Consider the following 19,297-nt stretch of genomic DNA (forward strand, 5'->3'; position numbering starts at 1 on the left):
AGGACCGCCGATGGACCTGAGCCTGTTCTATTTCGCGCACGACTCCACCGCCCCGGGGCAAGCCGGCCGGTACGAGCTGCTGATCGAGGGGGCGAAGCTCGCCGACCGGTCGGGGCTCGCCGCCGTATGGACCCCGGAGCGGCACTTCGACCCCTTCGGCGGGGCCTATCCGAACCCTGCCGTGCTCGGCGCGGCCGTGGCCATGTGCACCCAGCGCATCGGCATCCGGGCGGGCAGCGTCGTCGCCCCGCTGCACCACCCGGCGCGGATCGCCGAGGAATGGTCGGTGGTCGACAACCTGTCCGGTGGCCGCGCGGGCGTCGCCTTCGCCTCCGGCTGGAACACCGTGGACTTCGCGCTCCGCCCGGAGAACCACGCCGACCGGCGCACTCTGGTCCGCGACATCGCCGAGGAAGTGCGACGGCTGTGGCGCGGCGAGGCCCTCTCCACCACGGACGGGCTCGGCCGGCCGGTCGACATCCGTGCCTATCCGCCCGCCGTGCAGTCCGAACTGCCCGTCTGGCTGACCTCGGCCGGCGGAGTCGACACCTTCCGGGCCGCCGCCCGCATGAAGGCCGGCATCCTGACCCACCTGCTCGGCCAGTCCCTGGAGGAGGTCGCCGGAAAGATCGCCGAGTACCGGCGGGTCGCAGCCGAGGAGCACGACGGCTGGTCCGGCCATGTCGTGCTGATGCTGCACACCCTGCTCGGCGACGACCTGGACCAGGTCCGCGAGCAGGTGCGCGAGCCCTTCACCCAGTACCTGAAGAGCTCCGCCAACCTCACCGCCAAGTCGTTCACCGGCAAGGACATGGACCTGTCCGAGCTCAACGCAAACGACATGGACTACCTCGCCGCCCGCGCCTTCGACCGCTACTTCGAGGCCGGCGGTCTCTTCGGCAGCGTCGAGCGGGTGGCCGAACTGCTGCCGCGTGTCGAGGCCTTGGGCGTCGACGAGATCGGCTGCCTGGTGGACTTCGGAGTGGAGTCCAGGGCCGTGCTCGACGGCATCGACAAGCTCGGCAAGCTGAACGAGTTCATCTCCCGATAGGAGCAGGAGACGTCATGAGTACCACCCTGAGCGAGAACCTCACCTGGGCCCCGCGCGAGATCACCGAGGCCGAGGCCCAGGGCCGCGACCTGGCCGCGTACCTCACCGCCCAGGGCGCGGAGGGCCTGACCGACCTGCTCACCGAGCACAAGGCGCTCGTCTTCCGCGGCTTCGGCGTCACGCCCGAGTCCATCGACCCCGTCCTGGAGCGGCTGCTGCCGACCCGGCTGCCGTATGTGCACGGCAACTCGCCGCGTACCCGGGTCAAGGGCAACCTCTACACCTCGACCGAGTATCCGCAACGCTTCACCATCTCCATGCACAACGAGCTGAACTACGCCCGCACATGGCCGGCGCGGCTCGCGTTCTACTGCGAGAAGGCCGCCGAATCCGGTGGCGCGACCCCGGTCGTGGACGGTGAGCTGTGGCTCAACTCGCTGCGTCCGGAAGTCCGTGAGGCCTTCGCGGGTGGAATCCGCTACGTGCAGAACCTCCACGACGGATACGGTCTCGGCAAAAGCTGGCAGGACACCTTCGAGACCGACGACAAGGCCGAGGTGGAGCGCTATCTGGCAGCCGCCGAGGCGGAGTGGGAGTGGGGCCCCGACGGCATCCGCGTGGTCCAGCACCGGCAGGCCACCACCACGCACCCGGTCACCGGCGTCGAGGTCTGGTTCAACCAGGCCGACCAGTGGCACCCGGCCGGACTCGGCGACGAGACCGCCAAGGAGCTGTACGACATCCTGCCGCCCGAGGAGTTCCCGCAGTACGTCACGTTCGCGGACGGCACCCCCATCCCCGAGGAGTACGTCACGCACATCCGCGACGTCGGCCTGGACCTCGCGGTCGACGTGGACTGGCGCGAGGGCGACATCCTCGTCATCGACAACGTCCTGACGGCCCACGGCCGCCGCCCCTTCGAGGGCACGCGCCGCATTCTGGTCGCCATGTGCGACTGACTCAGTGAACGCGCCCGGCCGCCTCCCCGGCCGGGCGTCCCGTCCCGGCCCCGGTTCCCCCGACCCCGCCCGCCCCTCACCAGGGGTGGGCGGGGTTTCCCGCTGCACAGGCCGCGTGCCCGCAGATCGCGGGCCCTCACGCCCGCAGGTACGCCAGCACCGCGAGCACCCGGCGATGCCCCTCGGTGTCCACCGGGAGGTCCAGCTTGTTGAAGATGTTGCCGATGTGCTTGTTCACGGCCGCCTCGCTGATGAACAGGTGCTTGGCCAGGCTGGCGTTGCTGCGGCCCTCCGCGATGAGCGCGAGCACCTCGCGCTCGCGGGCGCTGAGCCGCTCCAGCGGGTCCTGGCGCAGCTGCACCAGCTGCTGGATGACCTCGGGGTCCACCACGGTCCCGCCGGCGGCGACCCGTTCGATCGCGGAGGTGAAGTCCGCCACCGCGCTCACCCGCTCCTTGAGCAGGTAGCCCACCCCGGCGCCGCCGCCCGAGTCCAGCAGGCGCAGGGCGTACGACCTTTCCACGTACTGGCTGAGCACGAGCACGGGCAGCCCGGGGAACTCGGTGCGCAGCTCGACCGCTGCGCGCAGTCCGTCGTCGCCGAGCGAGGGCGGCATCCGGACGTCCGTGACGATCAGGTCGGGCCGGTCGGCGCGGGCCGCCTCGACCAGGGCGTCGGCGTCACCGACGGCCGCCACCACGTCATGGCCGACCCGTTCCAGCAGTCCGACCAGGCCTTCGCGCAGCAGCACGGCGTCCTCGGCCACGATCAGGCGAAGCGACACGGGACCTCCACGTGCACCAGGGTGGGACCACCGACCGGACTCGACACACGCATCCGGCCGTCGAGAGCGGCGACCCGGTCCGCGAGACCGGTCACGCCGCTGCCCGCAGGGTCCAGCCCGCCCCGGCCGTCATCCGTGATGTCGAGGATGAACAGGTCGGAATGGTAGCGGCCGTGGACGTGCGCGGTGGTGGCGCCGCTGTGCTTGGCGATATTGGTCATGGCCTCGTTGATCAAGTAGTACATCGTCGTCTCGAGTTTTCTGGGCAGCCGCTGGGGCACCTTCAGGTCCACGGTCACCGGGATCGGGAAGCGGCCCGCGTAGTCCTCGATCGCCGCGACCAGTCCGTGGTCGGCGAGGACCGGCGGGTTGAGGCCCCGGATCAGGGCACGCAACTCCTGGTGCGCGGTGGAGAGCTGGTTCTCGGCCTGGGTGAGCAGCTCGTCCTGCGCGGAGCCCTCCTCGACCTCCAGGCGCATGAGGCCCAGGGTCATGCCCAGGGACACGAGGTGCTGCTGGGCCCCGTCGTGCAGGTCACGCTCGATCCGCACCCGCTCGGCGTCGAAGGAGTCCAGCAGGCGCGACTGCGAAGCGCGCACCTCGCGCAGCTCCTCGCCCAGCTCCTTGTCCCGCGGGGCGAGGAACGTGCGGGCCATGGCGGCGCGGGCGCCGGCCCACGAGGTCACCGTGTAGGGCGAGGAGAGCAGCACTATCACGGCGAACACCGTCCACGGCCAGGTCTCGCCGGAGGTCGTGGCGATGAACGTGGCCGGCACCCCGAAGGAGAAGCCGAGCACCAGGAGGTCGAGCCACCACAGGGCCGCGGCCGACAGCAGCGTGAACACCAGCTCCCGCCAAGTGGCCTGCTCCTTCAGCCGGGTGGCCACCCAGCCGCGCAGGCCCGGCGCGTCCGGGCTGCGGTGCGGGTCGGTCAGCCGGTCGAGGTCCACCAGACGCAGCCGCCGGCGCTCCACCGTGGCCACCACGGTGGAGGCGAGGACCAGCCCGACCAGCGGTGCCACGCCGATCAGCACGACGAGCAGGATCAGGCCCGCGGCCAGGCCGAGCGCGAAGACGAGGACCGCCGCGGCACCGACCAGCACGCCGCCGCTCAGATAGGCGAGGGACCGCCAGGGCCAGCTGGAGGTCAGAAAGCTCAGGGGACGCTGAGCCATGGCCTGCCAGGCCGTCGTTGGTTGCATGTGCTTCAACGTACCCAGGAGACCTCTACCCTGTCTCCGCGTGCCCGGCGAAGTAGAGCTGGCTCTACCTCAGGAGTAGAGAGCAGGCCAGTGCCCCGGCCACCCCCCGCACGGTGGAATCGACGCATGACGACGACGAGCCACATCACCCCCACACAGTACGCGGTCGAACTCCAGGGCCTTCGCAAGGTGCACGGCACCGGCGGGCGCCAGGTGACCGCTCTGGACGGCGTCTCCCTCGGCTTCCCCCGCGGCACCTTCACCGCGATCATGGGTCCCTCCGGCTCCGGCAAGTCGACCCTGCTGCAGTGCGCGGCCGGCCTCGAGCGGCCCTCCGAGGGCGAGATCATCCTCGCGGGCGAGGACATCGGCCGGCAGAGCGAGAAGGAGCGCACCGAACTGCGCCGCAAGCACGTCGGGTTCGTGTTCCAGGCCTTCAACCTGGTCGAGTCCCTGACGGCCGCGCAGAACGTGGAACTCCCGTCCCGGTTCGCCGGCCGCAAGGTCAGCCGTGAGGAGGTCGAGCAGGCGCTCGCCTCCGTCGGACTCGCCGAGCGCGCCGGACACCGTCCCAGTGAGCTGTCCGGCGGCCAGCAGCAGCGCGTCGCCCTCGCCCGTGCCCTCGTCACCCGCCCCGACGTCCTCTTCGCGGACGAGCCGACCGGCGCCCTGGACACCGTCACCTCGCGCGAGGTGCTGCGGATGATGCGGATGCTGGTGGACCAGGAGGGCCAGACCACCCTGATGGTCACCCACGACCCGGTGGCCGCGGCCCACGCCGATGTCGTCGTCTTCCTCAAGGACGGCCGTGTCGCCGACCGCATCCTGCTCGACCGCCAGGCCGGTGTGAACAACGCCGCCGCGATCGCCACCCACATGGCCCGGCTGGAGGCCTGAGAGACATGCTGATCCTCGCGAACGTCCGTGAACGCTGGTCCGGTTTCCTCGGTGCCTTCGTCGCCGTCCTGGTCGGCGTGGCCCTGATCACCACCACGCTGGTGATCTACGACTCCGCCAAGGCCAAGGTCCAGCCGCGCTACCAGGGCACCGCGGCCCTCGCCCTGCCGCCGCAGGCCGTCGACGCCGACGGCAGCCCCAAGGACCGGATGCCTTGGAGCACGTCCGAGGCCGAGCCACTGGTCTCCGGTCTGGAGAAGGTCCCGGGCGTCGCCGACGCGGTGGTGGACCACTCCTTCTACGCCCAGGCGATCAAGGACGGCAAGCCCGTCACCGACGAGGGCGCCCTGGAGGCCGGGCACGGCTTCTCCAGCGCGCGGATGGCGCCGTACGAGCTGGTCTCCGGCCGGGCCCCGGCCGCGGCCGACGAGGTCGTGGTCGACCGCGCCCTCGGTGCGGCCGTCGGCAGCGAGCTGACCGTCAACGTCACGCAGGGCCGCGAGCAGTTCAAGGTCGTCGGCACCGTGGACGGACCCGGCTACTACTTCAGCGAGCAGTTCGCCGCCCGGCAGCAGCCCGGTGTCGCCACCATCGCCCTGATCCCCGACAAGGGCGCCGATACCGGTGCGATCGTCACCGCGGCGAAGAAGGTCGTCGGCGAGCACGGCAGCGTGGTCTCCGGTGACGGACGGGCCGAGCTGCAGCCCGAGTACATCGAGCACAAGCGCTTCCTCGGCGTCCAGCTGATCAGCGCCATGGCCATCCTGGGCCTGTTCACCACGGTGTTCGTGGTGGCCTCGATGCTGGTCCTGTCGACCGGGATGCGCCGCCGCGAGATCGGTCTCCTGCGCACCATCGGCGCCTCGCCGAAGCAGATCCGCCGGATGATCCTCGGTGAGGCCGCCGTGGTCGGCCTGGCCGGCTCGGTCGTGGGCTGCGTGGCCGGTGTGGCCGCGACGCCGCTGCTGCTGTCGATCCTCAAGGGCCTGGACGTCACCCCGCCCGGCATGCAGATCACCATCGCCGCCTGGCCGCTGCTGGTGGCCTCCGCGATCGGTGTCGGCGTCAGCGTGATCGGCGCCTGGAGCGCCGGCCGCAAGGCCGCCAAGGTCGCCCCGATCGAGGCGCTGCTCGACAGCCGCTCGGCCAACAAGGGCATGGGGCGCGGTCGTTGGATCGCCGGTCTGTCCGTCCTCGGCGCCGGTGTCCTGCTCGCCGTCGGCACCGCCACCTCCACCGCCGACGACCGCATCAACATGGCGATCTTCGCCACCATGACGCTGATCGTCGCGGCGGCCCTGCTGGCTCCCGTGTTCGTCGCGCCCGTCGGCCGGATCCTGACCGCCCCGTTCCAGCGCGGCGGCAAGGCCGCCCCGGTCCTGGTCCGGGCCGAGCTGGTCGCCAACCCGCGACGCGCAGCCTCCCTGGTGGCCCCGGTGATCGCCGCCGTCGGCTTCGCGGTGCTGCTCAGCGGCATGGTCGAGACGATGCGGGTCGCCTACCCGGCCGGCGAGGCGCTGAAGGTCGCGGGCCAGACGATCGTCACGCCGGACGGCACCCCGGGCAACACCGACGAGGTCGTCGCCGCCAACCCGGTCGGCAAGGCCGCCCTGCCGACCCGTGCGTTCGTCGAGACGGAGAAGGCGCGGGACGCCGAGACCGCCGGCGCGGCCACCGTCCTGGACGTCCTGGGCAGCCGGGACCCGAAGTGGAACAAGCCGGGACAGGCCGTCCTCGGCGAGAAGATGGCCGGTGAGCTGGGCCTGAAGCAGGGCCAGGACGTCCCGGTCCGGTTCGCGGACGGCGCCACCGTCACGCTCACCGTCGCCGAGGTGCTGCCCGACGACCCCGCCCGCGGTGACTTCGTGGTCGCCCGTGACCTGGTCCGCGCCCACGACCCGGCCGCCCTCACCGACGACATCTTCGTGCCCGCCGGCGCCAAGGCCTCGGACGCGGTGCCCGGAGTGGCGCTGCACGACGCCGTCGAGTTCGCCCTGGCCGACTACAACACCGACGCCAAGCTCACCGATTCCCTCGCCATGATGCTGATCGTCATCGCCGTCGGGTACAGCGTGATCGCCGTCGCCAACAGCATGGCCATGGCGGCCCACGGCCGGCGCCGCGACTTCGGGGTGATGAAGTCGGCCGGTGGCACCGTCCGCCAGCTCCTGTTCACCTCGGCAGGCGAGACCACCCTGGTCGTCGCCGTAGGCGCCGCCCTCGGTGTCCTGGTCACGCTGCCCCCGCTGGCCGGCATGGCGGCGGGCCTGTCCGAGGCCACCTCCTCGGACGTGGGCCTGCACCTGAACTCCGGCGTCATCGTCACCGCCGTCATCGGCACGCTGGCGGCGGCGGTGCTCGCGGGGATCGCGGTCACGTCGAAGACGCTCAAGCGGCAGGCGGCGTAAGGCGCAGGGGAGACGAGAGGCAGGAGGAGAGGCCGGAACGAGGACGGACACGCAGGCGGCGGCCCCGGGAACCCCCGGGGCCGCCGCCTTTGCGCGCCCGGCCCCGCCCGTCCCGCCCCCTCGGCCCCGCCCCCCGCCTCCGCCACCTCAACTCCTTTCCGGCCCCCCGGTTATAGAGCCCGGATAGCACCGCTGGATGTGCTGGTCGGCGCAAGCGCGATGGGAGGCGAAGACAGTGACCGTTGAGGATCTGCACACGCAATCACGGTGGCTCAGGACATTCCGCCGTGTGGCGAGGCCCCGGTGCCGGCTCGTGTGCGCCCCGCACGCCGGCGGCACCGCGCAGGCGTACCGCACCTGGCCCGCGGGCCTGCCCGCCGATGTCGAGGTGCATGGCGTGCAGTACCCCGGCCGGCAGGACCGGCTCAGCGATCCCGCCCCCCACTCCATGGACGACCTGATCGGTCCGATCGCCGATGCCCTGGAGCCCTTCCTCGGCGAGCCCCTCGCCCTGTTCGGCCACAGCATGGGCGCCGTCGTCGCGTACGAGGTCACCCTCGAACTCGAACACCGCCACGGACAGGTCATCGACCTGCTCGCCGTCTCCGGGTCCCGTGCCCCGCACGAGCGCGAGAACCACGACCGGCACGCCCTGGACGACGCGGGCCTGATCGAGGAACTGCGCCGCCTCAACGCCGACTTCGCCGATCTGCTCGACTCTCCCGAACTGCTCGAACTCGTCCTGCCCTCCATCCGCGCCGACTTCGGCGTCGTGGCCGGCTACCTCCGCACCCCCCCGGTCCCGGTGCGCGCGCCCCTGCTCGTCCTCGGCGGCAGCGAGGACCCGGACGTCTCACCCGAGGAACTCTCCCGGTGGCGGGCCTGCGCGGGCGGCGCGTTCGGCACCCGTGTGCTGCCCGGCGGCCACTTCTACCTCGATGACGAGCAGCCGGTGCTCGACCAGCTCACCCCCTGGCTCCCGGGCCGCCGTCTCTGACCGCGCGTCCCGGCGCCGATCGCGTCGCACAGACCCCACGACCACAGGAGTACGCGCAGTATGGCTGACCTGACCGGCGCCTCGAACGTCGTCGAGATCTTCACCGAGCACGCGCGCACACGCGGTGACTACCGCGCCGTCGCGATCGTGCCCGACCCCTCCGATCCTTCCACCGCCCAGTGGGTGACCTACGACCAGCTCGACCGCGCCGCCCGCAGCTGCGCCGTCGACCTGCTGCGCAGCTGCCGGTCCGGCGACCGCGCGCTGCTCCTGCTCCCGAACTCCGCCGAGTTCGTCGTCGCCATCCTCGGTTGTTTCTACGCGGGCCTCGTACCGGTCCCGTCGTCGATGCCCGGCCGCTACAAGCAGGACCAGCGCCGGGTGAGCGGCATCGCGCGCGACGCCGAGATCGGCGTGGTGCTCACCGGGCCCGACGACCTGAACGACGTGCTGACCTGGGCCGAGACGGAGGACCTCGACGTCCCCGTGCTGATCCCCGACGTCGACCCCGAGCCGCTCACCGAGCCGTTCACGCCGCACGCCGCGCACCCCCACGACCTGGCGCTGCTCCAGTACACCTCGGGCTCCACCAGCGATCCCAAGGGGGTCCAGGTGACCCAGCGCAACCTGCTGCTCAACGCGCACGCGATCGACACGTATCTGCCGGTGCGCGAGGGCCAGCGCTACGGCGGCTGGATCCCCAACTACCACGACATGGGCCTGATGGGGCACATCCTGACCCCGCTGCTCGCGGGCCGCGGCATCGCCCTGATGACCCCGGCGGCCTTCCTGCGCCGCCCGCGCGCCTGGCTGGAACTCGTCGACCACTTCGACATCGGCCTCTCCGCCGCACCGAACTTCGCGTACGAGCTGTGCCTGACCCGGGTGCCCGAGGACTCCATCGCCGACCTCGACCTGTCCCGCTGGACGCAGACCATCAGCGGTTCGGAACCGGTCAAGGCCAGTGTCCTGGCGGAGTTCGCGGAGCGGTTCGCGCCCGCCGGTATCCGTCCCGAACAGCTCACGCCCTGTTACGGCATGGCGGAGACCACCCTGATGATCTCGACCACGTCGGGCCGCGTCCCGCGCGTCCTCACCGTCGACTCCGGCGCGCTGGAGGCGGGCCATGTCGAACCGGCGGCCGACGGCGCGGGACGGACCCTCGTCAGCTGTGGCGAGCCGCGTCACCTGGAGGCCCGCATCGTCGATCCGGCCACCGGCGAGGCCCTGCCGGAGGGCTCGGTGGGCGAGATCTGGCTGCGCGGTGAGCTCGTGGTCGGCGGCTACTGGCGCAACCCCGCGGCCACCGAGGCCACGTTCGGCAACCGGGTGGCCGGCGAGCCCGGTGACGCAGGGGGCTGGCTGCGCACCGGGGACCTCGGCGCCCTGCTGGACGGCGAGATCTACGTCACCGGCCGCATCAAGGAGATGATGATCGTCCGCGGTCGGAACATCTACCCGCACGACATCGAGCACGAACTGCGCCGACAGCACGAGGAGCTGCGCGACACGGTCGGCTCGGTCGTCTCCGTCGCCTCCGGAGCCGATGACACCGACGGCCGGCTCGTGGTCATCCACGAGGTCCGCCGCCGCGCGCAGAACGAGGAGCTGGTCCGCCTCGCGGCGAGCATGCGGGCCACCGTGGCCCGCGAGTTCGGCCTGCGCGCCGACGCCGTGCTGCTGATGCGCCGCGGTGCCGTCCGCCGCACCACCAGCGGCAAGATCCAGCGCGGCACCATGCGCACCTTGTACGCCAACGGTGAGCTGGAGCCGCTGTGGGCCGACGGCTACACGGCGGCCGGCAAGCCCGTCGCGATACCGGCGGGAGACCGCGGATGACGGCGCCCGGGGGAGTAGCGAAGCCCGCGCCCGAGCCCGGCGCATCCGCAGCACGCCCGACCGCCACCGGGCTGGGGCCGTCCGCCGCCGGGCCGGGGCCGTCCGCACACCTGACCACGGTCACCGCACCCGCCGCACGGCCGACTGCCGCCGGTCTGGAGGCCCGCCTGCGGGAGTGGTCACAAAGCGGTGGCCCCTTCGACCCCGAGCTGCTCGCCGCGCACGAGGAGAAGGAGGCCTTCCCGGCCGAGGCGTGCGCCGCGCTCGACGCCTGGGGACTCCCGGAGTTCTACGTCCCGACGCGCTACGGCGGCCGGCAGGAGCGGCTCGACGAGTTCGTCGCCCTGCTGCGCCGGATCGCCGCCCGCGATCTGACGGTGGCCGTGGCGCACGGCAAGACCTTCCTCGGCGGGGTCTGCGTCTGGGCGGCCGGCGAGGACGGCCCCGCCCACCTGCTGGCCCGGCAGGTCCTCGCGGGCGAGCCGGTGGCCTGGGGCCTGACCGAGCCCGGCGGCGGCAGCGACCTGCTCGCCGGTTCCCTCACCGCCACCCGGCACGGCTCGGGCTGGCGCCTGAGCGGCCGCAAGTGGCCGGTGAACAACGCCACCCGGGGCAACCTGATGTGCGTCCTCGCCCGCACCGAACCGGGCGGTGGCTCACGCGGGTTCAGCCTCTTCCTGATCGACAAGCGCGCCACCCCTGCCGGGACGGTGCGTCCGCTGCCCAAGATGCCCACGCACGGCATCCGGGGCGCCGACATCAGCGGCCTGGAGTTCGACGGGGCGAGGGTGCCCGCCCACGCCCTGGTCGGCAAGGTCGGCGGCGGTATCGAACTCGTCCTGAAATCGCTGCAGTTGACCCGCATCGTGTGTACTTCGCTGTCCCTGGGCGCCGGCGATCACGCCCTCGCGCTCCTGCGCCGCTTCCTCGGTGAACGACGCCTGTACGGGCGCTTGCTGGCCGATCTGCCGCACGCACGCGACGCCGCGGGCCGCGCCGTGGCCCGGCAGTTCCTCGCCGAGACCGTCGCGCACACCGCCGCGCGGGCGGCCCATCAGACCCCGGAGCAGCTGAGCGTCGTCTCCGCCGTGGCCAAGGCGTTCGTGCCGAACCAGATCCAAGCCCAACTCCGGCTCATCGGTGACCTGTTGGGCGCCCGCGGGTTTCTCACCGGAGTCGAGGGATACGGGGCCTTCGCCAAGCTGGAGCGTGACCATCAGGTCGTCCCGCTCTTCGACGGCAGTACGTGGGTCAACCGGGCCGGCCTCGCCGCCGTGCTACCCGTGCTGCGCCCCGGTCGCCGGCCGGACCCGTCCGGTGCCCCATCCCCGGCGCACTGGCTGCGCGCGGACCATCCGCTCGACCCGCTCGACACGGACCGCCTCCGCCTGATGGCTCCGCGCGACGCCCTGCTCGGCGCCCTGCCCGGCCTGGTGGCCGAACTCGCCGCGGAGGACCGGGAGCCGGCCGCCACGGCCATGGCCCGCGCTCTGATCGCGGCCTGGGAACGGCTGGGCCGCGACATCGGTGCGCTGCGTCCCACCGGCGGCGCACCGAGCACCGCCGCGATGCGGCTCGCCGAGCGCTACGAGTGGTGCTTCGCGGGCGCCGCCGCCCTCGCGCTGCACCGGGCCCGGCCGGATCTGCGCGACGGGCCGTGGGGCAGGGACGCTCTGTGGCTGCGCGGCTGCCTGGCCGTGGTGCTCGAAGGCCTGGACGCCGCGCCGGCCGAGGCCACGCGGGTGTACGAGGAGCTCGGCACCCTCCTGACGGCCGCGCCGGACGTCCCCGCGACGATGTTCGACGTCACCGCGACGGACGCCCCGGTGGTCCTGCCCGACGCGCCGTCCGCCGACGGCCCCGGGTCCGCACGCGACGTGGAGGCAGCGTGATCGACATCGGGTCCCGTACGGACCATCTGGAGAAACTTCTCGGCGACCCCTGGGACGCCGGCAATCCGGCCGGCTTCGCCGCGGCCGTCGCCGCCGACGAACGCGAGGAGACGGCGGCGGCAGCCGAGGCGGCCCTGGACAACTTCGGCCTGCACGCCGAGTTCGTGCCCCGGGCGCTCGGCGGTCGGCTCGAACGCATTGACCACATGGTCGAGCTGATGCGCTCGGTGTACCGCCGCGACCCGGCCCTCGGCCTGGGCCGCGGCGGGCAGCTTCTGCCCACCGTCCACGTCTGGACCGCCGGATCGCCCGGCCAGCGCCGCGAGGCCGCGGACCTGCTGCTCGACAACCGCAGGATCACCTGCGCCGTCCACGAACTGGCCCACGGCAACGACATCTCGGCGAGCTCCTTCGCGGCGCAGCGCGCCGACGGCGTCCTGCGCCTGAGCGGCCGCAAGGAGTCCATCTCCAACTTCGACCGTGCCGACGCCCTGGTCGTCCTGGCCCGCACGGACGCGTCGAACGGACCGCGCTCGCACTCCCTGCTCTTCTTCGGTGCCGACCTGCTCGACCCGGCGCGGGTGCGCATCCTGCCGCGGTTCCGCTCCGTGGGCATGCGCGGACTGCGGCTCGGCGGCATGGAGGCGGCTGGCCTCGAGGTGCCCGACAGGGTGCTGCTCGGCGCCGAGGGCACGGGCGTGGACACGGTCGTCCGCGCCTTCCAGGTGACCCGGATTGCGTTTCCGGCGATGAGCACCGCCGTGCTCGACACGGCCCTGCGCGTCACGCTGCACCACACACGGCGGCGCATGCTCTACGGTCGGCAGGCGGCGGCCATCCCCATGGTGCGCACGACCTTGGCCGAGGCCTTCGCCGACCTGCTGGTCTGCGAGGCGCTGTCCCGGGCGGCGACCCGTGCCCTGCAGCTGTGCCCACAGGCCGGCAGCGTGCACGCACCCACAATGAAGTACTTGGTCGCGGGCGTGCTCACGGACGCCGTCGAGCGGCTGTCCACGGTGATGGGCTCGGAGTTCTACCGGCGCGACGGCGAGCACGCCGTGTTCCAGAAGCTCGCCCGGGACATCAAGCCGGTCGCCTTCGCCCATATCGCCCGCGCGGCCTGCCTGTCCGCGCTGCTTCCTCAGCTGCCGGGCCTGCTCGGCCGCTCCCGGCGCGACCCGGCGCCCGCACCCGACGCCCTGTTCGCCGCGGAGGCCGACCTGCCCGAACTCGACCTGCCCGGATTGCGGTCGGTCGCCGGCGGCCGGGACCCGCTCGCGGCCTCGCTGCCCACCGTGCTCGACGAGGAGCTGCCGTCGGCCGTACGCCCGCTCGCCGAGGAACACGTCCGCGCCTTCACGGCGCTCACCGAGGCCGGCACCGCCCTGCGGCCACGGCAGCTCGCGATCGACGCCGAGGTGCCGGTGCGCCGGCTCGCGGCCCGCTACACCGTGGCCCTCGCCGCCGCCGCGTGCCTGGGCGTCCACCGCACCGCGCCGTCCGGTGACTTCCTCGCCCGGCCGCAGTGGCTCGCGGCCGCGCTCACCCGCCTGTCGGCCGTCGAGCGGCCGTCCGGCGCGCAACTGCCGCCCGAGATCGAGGACGCGCTGATGGAGGAACTGGTGGACCGGTACGACCGTCGCGTGTCCTTCGGGCTCAGCGCCCGTCCGTACGCGTGAGGCGGCTGCCCGGCCGTCCGCCGGATCCGCGCCCGTCCCACCGGTCTCGTACGGCGGCGAGTCGCGAGGACCCGTCGCCCCGCCCTCCCTCCGCATGTCCCGTCGCTCACGCCGAGCGTCCGCCCGTACCGCCGATCCAGAGGAGACCCCGATGACCACGTTCGCCTTCGACCCCACCGACCCCGCGCAGCTCCAGGGCTGGCTCGTCGACCGCGTCGCGGAGTACCTGCCGGACCTGTCCGAGCCCGTCGACCCGCACCGCGACCTCGGCGAGTACGGTCTCGACTCCATCGCGGTGGTGGCCTTCGCCGCCGATGTGGAGGAGCGGCTCGGCACGGCCGTCGATCCCGCCGCGATATGGGACTACCCGACCATCGCCCGGCTCGCGGAGTACCTGGCGGCCGAACTGGCGGATCCCGTCAGCGCGGACGAGCGGCCGGAGGCCGCCTGACGGACCGGCCGTGCCCTCGGGCGACCATCCCCCGGGCCGGGGGCACGTCCCGAAAGGAAAGGGGCCGCGGTGGTGATCCCACCGCGGCCCCTTGTGCGCACAGCTCACGCCGCGTCGGCTTCCATCGCGCGTACCAGGCTGAGCGGACGCATGTCGGTCCAGTTCTCCTCCACGTAGGCGAGGCAGGCGGCGCGGGTGTCCTCACCGTGCACCTTCCGCCAGCCCGCCGGGACCTCGGCGAACGCCGGCCACAGCGAATGCTGGCCCTCGTCGTTGACGAGCACGAAGTATGACGCCTCGTCGTTCTCGAACGGATTGGCCACGATGCCACCTCACAAGTGCGTGCGGAACTGCGGTCGGCACGAGAGTGGAACGCGGCTCTACAGCATTCCTACAGACGCCCCCTTCCTCCGGTGACGGCCCCGGGCCGTCCCGATGGCCGTAACCTGCCACAGGACAAAGGGGAGCGGCGGGAACAGAACCTGCTTCCCCCGTGACGCCGGGAGCGGTGATCCGGCCACGGCGGTGGCGGATTCCGCTGGCAGGCGCGGCAATCGGCGGTGAGCGGCTCCTCGGACGGTGACGGAAAGTGCTGTCAGTTGTCTGCCAACGCAGCAGGCTGTCACGCCAATTGCTGGAGAAGTGCGGATCCCGAAGGCAAAAATCTTCTTGTGCAAAAGGCGCCGCCCCGAGCAGGGGTGAGGGTGCCGACAGCAAACGGAAAGTGTTCGGCGATCCACATCCGGAAGAAATGGGAGTTCATTAATGAAGTCCGCGGCATTCCAGAAGGTCTCCGTCATCACCGTCGCCGTGATCGCCTTGGTGTTCGGGCCCGCGACTGTGGGCACCGCCTTCGCTGAAGAGCCGGGCTGGCAAACGCCGCTGCCGGAGGCCGGCGAGATCGTCTCCGGGGTGCTCGAGGAGCCGGGCTGGCAGACGCCGCTGCCGGAGGCCGGCGAGATCGTCTCCGGGGTGCTCGAGGAGCCGGGCTGGCAGACGCCGCCGAGCGAGCCGGGCTGGCAGTGATTCCCGGCGGACTCCGCCCGATGGTCTTCCGTCGGGCCCGAAGGATTCGTTCCCCCCGCCATCGGACGCCGACGTCAAAGAGAACGCCCGTTCTAGAGATGCGTGTTAGTCTGCCCCCGTCGCGACAGGCTTGAAAAGGACTTTCGTTCGACGACGGGGTGGGGGACACGTGCTTGAGCTCATCGGGTTGAGTGCGGTGGCAGGCGAGGTCTACAGAGCGTCATTACTGAGTTCGGGTGGTTCGGTCGAGGAATTGGCCGAATTGGTCGGCCGACCGGTGGAATTGGTGCGGGGAGCGCTCGACGAGTGCGTGCGCCTCGGTCTGATCCGGCCCTCGTGGGAGACCCCCGGCAGGCTGCACGCGATCAGTCCCGACGTCGCTCTCCAGCCGTTGCTGGCGCGCCAGGAGTCGGATCTGCTCGCCCGGCAGCGCCAGATAGCCGACACGCGGGTGGAAGTGGTGCGGCTCGCCGCGGAGTTCACGGCGCTGCGCAGCCGCAGCGAGCGGAATGAGGTGGAACAGCTTCACGGCATCGACCGGATTCGCGATCGCATAAAGGAGCTGAGCGCCGGCTGCGAACGCAGTCTGGTGGCCTTCGCCCCCGGCGGACACCAGACCTCGGACAACCGCGAGGCGAGCCGCCCGCTCACCGAGGCGCTGCGCGACCGTGGTGTGACCATGCGCACCATCTACCTGGACAGCATTTACAACGACCCCGCGACCGTCGAACACGCCCGCTGGCTCGTCGGGTTGGGCAACGACGTGCGGACCGTGGCCTCGCTGCCGGCCCGCATGATCATCTTCGATGGCGAGGCGGCCATCGTGCCGATGGACCCGGACAACAGCGCCGATGGGGCGCTGCTGTTCCGGGGCCGGGGCATACTCGCCGCGCTGTCCGAGCTGTTCCGGATGGTGTGGGAGCGAGCGGCCCCCGTCACCACGGGCCGCAGGCAGCGCACGAGCACCGACGACAACGGCCTGACCAGTCAGGAGAGTGCCGTTCTGCGGCTGCTCAGCGAGGGGCTCACCGACGAGGGGGTGGCACGCAAGCTCGGGGTCTCCGTGCGTACGGGCCGCCGGATCACCGCGGAGCTGATGGCGAGGCTCGGTGCCAAGAGCCGCTTCCAGGCCGGCCTGCGGGCGGCCCGCCTGGGCTGGATCGGCGAGAGTCCGGATGACGAGGGCGGCGTGACCGAGCTGCTCGACCTGGCGCCGTCCAGGACCACGACGGCACCGGGGGGCACGCCTCCGGCCGGCAGCCGCCTGGCCGGCTGCTGAGCGGCCGTACGCGCCGGGCCGTCGGGCGACGGAACCGCCGTACAGTTCAGGCGGCTGCCACCGGACCGGCCACGGCACGCCGGCCGGACTGGGACCCGAGGAACCCGCCCCGGTAGTACAGGAGCGGACCGGCGTCCTCGGTGCCCTCGGGTGCGCTCAGGTCCATGACCCGTCCCACCACGATCCGGTGGTCGCCGGCCGGGATCACCTTCTCGATCCGGCAGTCCACCCAGGCGATTCCGCCGGCCAGCCGCGGCGACCCGGTCACGTCGGCCGGACTCCAGGCCACCCCGGCGAACTTGTCCCCGCCGGACCGGCCGAACCTGCGGCACAGATCGGCCTGGTCGGCGCCGAGCACCGTCGCGCAGAAGACGCCCGCCTGCTCGATCCGGGCCCCGGTCGCCGACGTCTTGGACACCGCGAACGACACCAGCGGCGGATCCAGGGACAGCGAGGCGAAGGACTGGCACGCGAAGCCGGCCGGCGCGCCCTCGTGCACGGCGGAGATGATCGTCACCCCCGTACAGAAGCGGCCGAGCACGTCACGGAAGCGGCTCCGGTCGAAGCGGAGGGCGGTGGCGGTTGTGTTCACGCGAACCTCACAGGGCAGGGGGCAACGGTCGACGCGCCACGGGGCGCACGCCGGACGATCACGGTCTCCGCGTCCCCTACACGAGGTCTACACGAGCCCGGCCCGGTCGGGCCGGGACGGCTGCGCGATCCCCGGCGTCCGATCTCGGCCAGGACGGTGGCAGCGGAATCGAAGGACGCGCGGCATAGGAATACCGTAGGCCGCCGCCCTTTGATGAACGACGAGTCGTAGGCCGTCGGCGCACTGTCCTGTCCCCCCCACCGGCCTTCGTGTTGCGATGCCGGAGAAAGGCCGTGTGGTGATCGTGGAGCCATGGACGCCGCTGGAGATCGACCCGGAGGGCATCGGCGGACCTGAGGAACTGGTCCAACGCCTGGCCGAGTGGGGGCCGCAGGAACTGACGCATGTGTTGGCCGAGGAAAAGGCCCTGATGTTCCGCGGGTTCGACGTCACGCCCGAGACCCTCGCCGACGTCCTCGACCTGCTGCTCCCGAGCCGGTGCGGACCGGGCCCGCGGCCACGTGACGGGGTTACCGGCGGCATCTGCCGCGTCGCCGAGGAACGGCCGGAGACCACGGTGTGGCCGTATCACAAGATGAGTGCCACCCATGCCTGGCCCACCCGGCTCGCCATGTACTGCGACACCGCCCCGCTCACGGGCGGCGCCAGCATGCTGGTGGACGGCGAGGCCTGGCTCGGCGCGCTCGACCCCGTGCTCCGCGAACGTCTCGCCCCCGGGGTGCGCTACATCCGCCACCTCCACGACGGATCCGACTCCGGATCCGGATCCGGAGTCGGCGAGAGCTGGCAGAGCGCCTTCGGCACCGACCGCCGCGAGCAGGTCGAGCTGCTCCTCGACGGCACCGGCGACGCGTGGGTGTGGATGGCGGACGGCAGGATCCAGGTCTCGCGCACGTGTCCCGCCACCCTGACACACCCGGTCACCGGCGCCGAGGTCTGGTTCAACCAGATCCACCGCTGGCATCCGGCCGGGTGCGGACCTCGCGACGCGCTGTCGCGGATGCTGCCGGAGGACCAACTGCCCTGGAACGTCACGTTCGCGGACGGATCCCCGATCCCCGACCACGTCGTGAGTGAGATCTGCCGCCGCGGCTTCGCCACCGCAGTCGACATTCCCTGGAACCAGGGCGATCTGATGCTCCTCGACAACGTGTCCCTCGCCCATGGCCGTCGCTCCTTCACCGGGACGCGCCGCATCTGCGTCGCCATGTCGAACTGACGGCCTCACCGCCGCACGGCCCCCACCCCCTCGCCAGGAGCTGTTCATGCACGGAGCGACGTACCGGACCCTGCGCCAGACCGATGCCGTCCACATCTGGCAGGGCACGGTCCCCCACTCCGTCGACCCCGCGGCCCTCGCCGTGCTCTCACCCGAGGAACGGGCGATCGCCGCCCGCCGCCCCGCACCGATCGGCGCCCGCTACGCGCAGGTGCACGCGCAGGTACGGCGCATCCTGGCCGGCTATCTCGACGCCGACCCGAAGGAGTTGCGTGTGGGCCGCCGGCCCTGCCCGCGCTGTCCCGACCCGGCGCACGGCAGGCCCCGGCTGGAGTTTCCCAGCACGGGGCTCGACTTCAACCTCTCCCATTGCGGAGCGCACTGGCTGCTCGCGGTCACCGCGGAGCGGCCGGTGGGCGTGGATCTGGAGACCGCGCGCCCGGCGGCGGACCTGTGGACGACCTCGGCCGCGGTCATGTCACCGTCCGAGCTGCGCTACTTGGGGACGTTGTCGGACGAGGCCGCGCGCACGGCCGCGTACTACCGGACCTGGACCCGCAAGGAAGCCGTGGTCAAGGCGAGCGGCGTGGGCGTCGTGGCGGACCTGCGGGCCGTGGACGTACGTCCCCACGAACCGGGGCCCGTCCTGGTACCCCACGCCGAGCCGCGCGGGCCGCAGCTGTGGTCGGTGCGCGACCTGCCGCTCGGCCCCGACCGGTACGGCGCTCTGGCCAGGGAACCCGAGGCCCGCGGCCCCGTCCTCCTGATCGATACGGCCGGCCCCGCCACCGCGGTCGTGCGCGTCCCGGACGGCGAACCGCGGCTCCAGGCGCCCGTCCAGGACGGTGCACCACTGCCGCGGCGGTGACCCCGCTCGTCCGCCGCCGACGAGCGTGACCCGACGTGTACCCGGCCGGAGGCCGTCCCCTGCCTCGCCCGGCCCGGGGCCGTCACCGGTCTTGCGTGGCGCGGGGCTGCCCTCCGCCTCGCCCCGCCCGAGG

General features: G+C 72.2%; 17 protein-coding genes. 13 read left to right on the forward strand and 4 right to left on the reverse strand.

Features of this window, described 5'->3' with window-relative positions; translation table 11 throughout:
- Positions 1-10 precede the first annotated feature (10 nt).
- Together ACQZOG_RS23025 and ACQZOG_RS23030 are read left to right on the forward strand one after the other, a co-directional pair.
- Positions 11-1,051: a MupA/Atu3671 family FMN-dependent luciferase-like monooxygenase gene (locus ACQZOG_RS23025; protein ID WP_033278120.1), complete on the forward strand. Its 1,041-nt coding sequence runs from the start codon at positions 11-13 to the stop codon at positions 1,049-1,051.
- A 14-nt stretch (positions 1,052-1,065) separates the two neighbouring features.
- Positions 1,066-2,010: a TauD/TfdA family dioxygenase gene (locus ACQZOG_RS23030; RefSeq protein ID WP_093547247.1), complete on the forward strand. Its 945-nt coding sequence runs from the start codon at positions 1,066-1,068 to the stop codon at positions 2,008-2,010.
- Positions 2,011-2,146: 136 nt separating this feature from the next.
- On the opposite strand, the gene ACQZOG_RS23035 is transcribed toward ACQZOG_RS23030, so the two are convergent.
- Together ACQZOG_RS23035 and ACQZOG_RS23040 are read right to left on the reverse strand one after the other, a co-directional pair.
- Positions 2,147-2,794, reverse strand: coding sequence for a response regulator (locus tag ACQZOG_RS23035; protein WP_033278121.1), 648 nt, complete (start codon positions 2,792-2,794; stop codon positions 2,147-2,149).
- Positions 2,779-3,996, reverse strand: a complete 1,218-nt coding sequence (locus ACQZOG_RS23040) for a sensor histidine kinase (protein ID WP_033278122.1) — start codon at positions 3,994-3,996, stop codon at positions 2,779-2,781. Before ACQZOG_RS23040 ends, ACQZOG_RS23035 begins: the two co-directional genes overlap by 16 nt.
- Positions 3,997-4,122: 126 nt before the next feature.
- Here ACQZOG_RS23040 and ACQZOG_RS23045 point away from each other — a divergent pair, with 126 nt between their 5' ends.
- From ACQZOG_RS23045 to ACQZOG_RS23075, 7 genes are all read left to right on the forward strand, one after another.
- Positions 4,123-4,893: an ABC transporter ATP-binding protein gene (locus tag ACQZOG_RS23045; RefSeq protein ID WP_033278123.1), complete on the forward strand. Its 771-nt coding sequence runs from the start codon at positions 4,123-4,125 to the stop codon at positions 4,891-4,893.
- A 5-nt stretch (positions 4,894-4,898) separates the two neighbouring features.
- On the forward strand, positions 4,899-7,301 hold the full coding sequence (locus ACQZOG_RS23050; RefSeq protein ID WP_051724704.1) for an ABC transporter permease: 2,403 nt from the start codon (positions 4,899-4,901) through the stop codon (positions 7,299-7,301).
- Between the two features lie 289 nt (positions 7,302-7,590).
- Positions 7,591-8,298, forward strand: a complete 708-nt coding sequence (locus ACQZOG_RS23055) for a thioesterase II family protein (protein WP_203549981.1) — start codon at positions 7,591-7,593, stop codon at positions 8,296-8,298.
- Positions 8,299-8,358: 60 nt separating this feature from the next.
- Positions 8,359-10,137, forward strand: coding sequence for a fatty acyl-AMP ligase (locus ACQZOG_RS23060; RefSeq protein WP_051724630.1), 1,779 nt, complete (start codon positions 8,359-8,361; stop codon positions 10,135-10,137).
- Complete coding sequence (locus tag ACQZOG_RS23065; protein WP_051724631.1) at positions 10,134-12,029, forward strand: acyl-CoA dehydrogenase family protein; 1,896 nt, start codon at positions 10,134-10,136, stop codon at positions 12,027-12,029. Before ACQZOG_RS23060 ends, ACQZOG_RS23065 begins: the two co-directional genes overlap by 4 nt.
- Entirely contained in the window at positions 12,026-13,708 is a 1,683-nt protein-coding gene (locus ACQZOG_RS23070; RefSeq protein ID WP_430741761.1) for an acyl-CoA dehydrogenase, read from the forward strand. Before ACQZOG_RS23065 ends, ACQZOG_RS23070 begins: the two co-directional genes overlap by 4 nt.
- 151 nt (positions 13,709-13,859) lie before the next feature.
- Positions 13,860-14,159 carry an acyl carrier protein gene (locus tag ACQZOG_RS23075; RefSeq protein WP_051724632.1) on the forward strand — a complete coding sequence of 100 codons (300 nt, stop codon included), beginning with the start codon at positions 13,860-13,862 and terminating at the stop codon, positions 14,157-14,159.
- A 104-nt stretch (positions 14,160-14,263) separates the two neighbouring features.
- Here the strand turns inward: ACQZOG_RS23075 and ACQZOG_RS23080 are convergent, their stop codons facing one another.
- Positions 14,264-14,482 carry an MbtH family protein gene (locus tag ACQZOG_RS23080; protein WP_033277125.1) on the reverse strand — a complete coding sequence of 73 codons (219 nt, stop codon included), beginning with the start codon at positions 14,480-14,482 and terminating at the stop codon, positions 14,264-14,266.
- A 442-nt stretch (positions 14,483-14,924) separates the two neighbouring features.
- Between ACQZOG_RS23080 and ACQZOG_RS23085 the strand changes: the two genes are divergently transcribed.
- Together ACQZOG_RS23085 and ACQZOG_RS23090 are read left to right on the forward strand one after the other, a co-directional pair.
- Positions 14,925-15,185 carry a hypothetical protein gene (locus tag ACQZOG_RS23085; RefSeq protein WP_033277126.1) on the forward strand — a complete coding sequence of 87 codons (261 nt, stop codon included), beginning with the start codon at positions 14,925-14,927 and terminating at the stop codon, positions 15,183-15,185.
- Between the two features lie 169 nt (positions 15,186-15,354).
- Positions 15,355-16,464, forward strand: coding sequence for a LuxR C-terminal-related transcriptional regulator (locus ACQZOG_RS23090; RefSeq protein ID WP_078493032.1), 1,110 nt, complete (start codon positions 15,355-15,357; stop codon positions 16,462-16,464).
- A gap of 46 nt (positions 16,465-16,510) precedes the next feature.
- Here the strand turns inward: ACQZOG_RS23090 and ACQZOG_RS23095 are convergent, their stop codons facing one another.
- Positions 16,511-17,056: a flavin reductase family protein gene (locus ACQZOG_RS23095; protein WP_033277127.1), complete on the reverse strand. Its 546-nt coding sequence runs from the start codon at positions 17,054-17,056 to the stop codon at positions 16,511-16,513.
- A 277-nt stretch (positions 17,057-17,333) separates the two neighbouring features.
- Between ACQZOG_RS23095 and ACQZOG_RS23100 the strand changes: the two genes are divergently transcribed.
- Positions 17,334-18,296, forward strand: coding sequence for a TauD/TfdA family dioxygenase (locus ACQZOG_RS23100; RefSeq protein WP_051724633.1), 963 nt, complete (start codon positions 17,334-17,336; stop codon positions 18,294-18,296).
- Positions 18,297-18,342: 46 nt separating this feature from the next.
- A complete protein-coding gene (locus ACQZOG_RS23105) occupies positions 18,343-19,164 on the forward strand; it encodes a 4'-phosphopantetheinyl transferase family protein (RefSeq protein WP_430741762.1) in 822 nt (273 codons plus the stop codon).
- Positions 19,165-19,297 lie beyond the last annotated feature (133 nt).

The sequence above is a fragment of the Streptomyces sp. P13-3-3 genome, assembly GCF_050571355.1.
Taxonomy (GTDB): Bacteria; Actinomycetota; Actinomycetes; order Streptomycetales; family Streptomycetaceae; genus Streptomyces; species Streptomyces althioticus.

What these genes read in the sequence shown, in the direction of transcription:
- ACQZOG_RS23025 (WP_033278120.1), top strand. Translation starts at nt 11, where the DNA reads ATGGACCTGAGCCTGTTCTATTTCGCGCACGACTCCACCGCCCCGGGG.
- ACQZOG_RS23100 (WP_051724633.1), top strand. Translation starts at nt 17,334, where the DNA reads ATGCCGGAGAAAGGCCGTGTGGTGATCGTGGAGCCATGGACGCCGCTG.
- ACQZOG_RS23075 (WP_051724632.1), top strand. Translation starts at nt 13,860, where the DNA reads ATGACCACGTTCGCCTTCGACCCCACCGACCCCGCGCAGCTCCAGGGC.
- ACQZOG_RS23045 (WP_033278123.1), top strand. Translation starts at nt 4,123, where the DNA reads ATGACGACGACGAGCCACATCACCCCCACACAGTACGCGGTCGAACTC.
- ACQZOG_RS23050 (WP_051724704.1), top strand. Translation starts at nt 4,899, where the DNA reads ATGCTGATCCTCGCGAACGTCCGTGAACGCTGGTCCGGTTTCCTCGGT.
- ACQZOG_RS23030 (WP_093547247.1), top strand. Translation starts at nt 1,066, where the DNA reads ATGAGTACCACCCTGAGCGAGAACCTCACCTGGGCCCCGCGCGAGATC.
- ACQZOG_RS23085 (WP_033277126.1), top strand. Translation starts at nt 14,925, where the DNA reads ATGAAGTCCGCGGCATTCCAGAAGGTCTCCGTCATCACCGTCGCCGTG.
- ACQZOG_RS23065 (WP_051724631.1), top strand. Translation starts at nt 10,134, where the DNA reads ATGACGGCGCCCGGGGGAGTAGCGAAGCCCGCGCCCGAGCCCGGCGCA.
- ACQZOG_RS23040 (WP_033278122.1), bottom strand. Translation starts at nt 3,996, where the DNA reads ATGCAACCAACGACGGCCTGGCAGGCCATGGCTCAGCGTCCCCTGAGC.
- ACQZOG_RS23060 (WP_051724630.1), top strand. Translation starts at nt 8,359, where the DNA reads ATGGCTGACCTGACCGGCGCCTCGAACGTCGTCGAGATCTTCACCGAG.
- ACQZOG_RS23105 (WP_430741762.1), top strand. Translation starts at nt 18,343, where the DNA reads ATGCACGGAGCGACGTACCGGACCCTGCGCCAGACCGATGCCGTCCAC.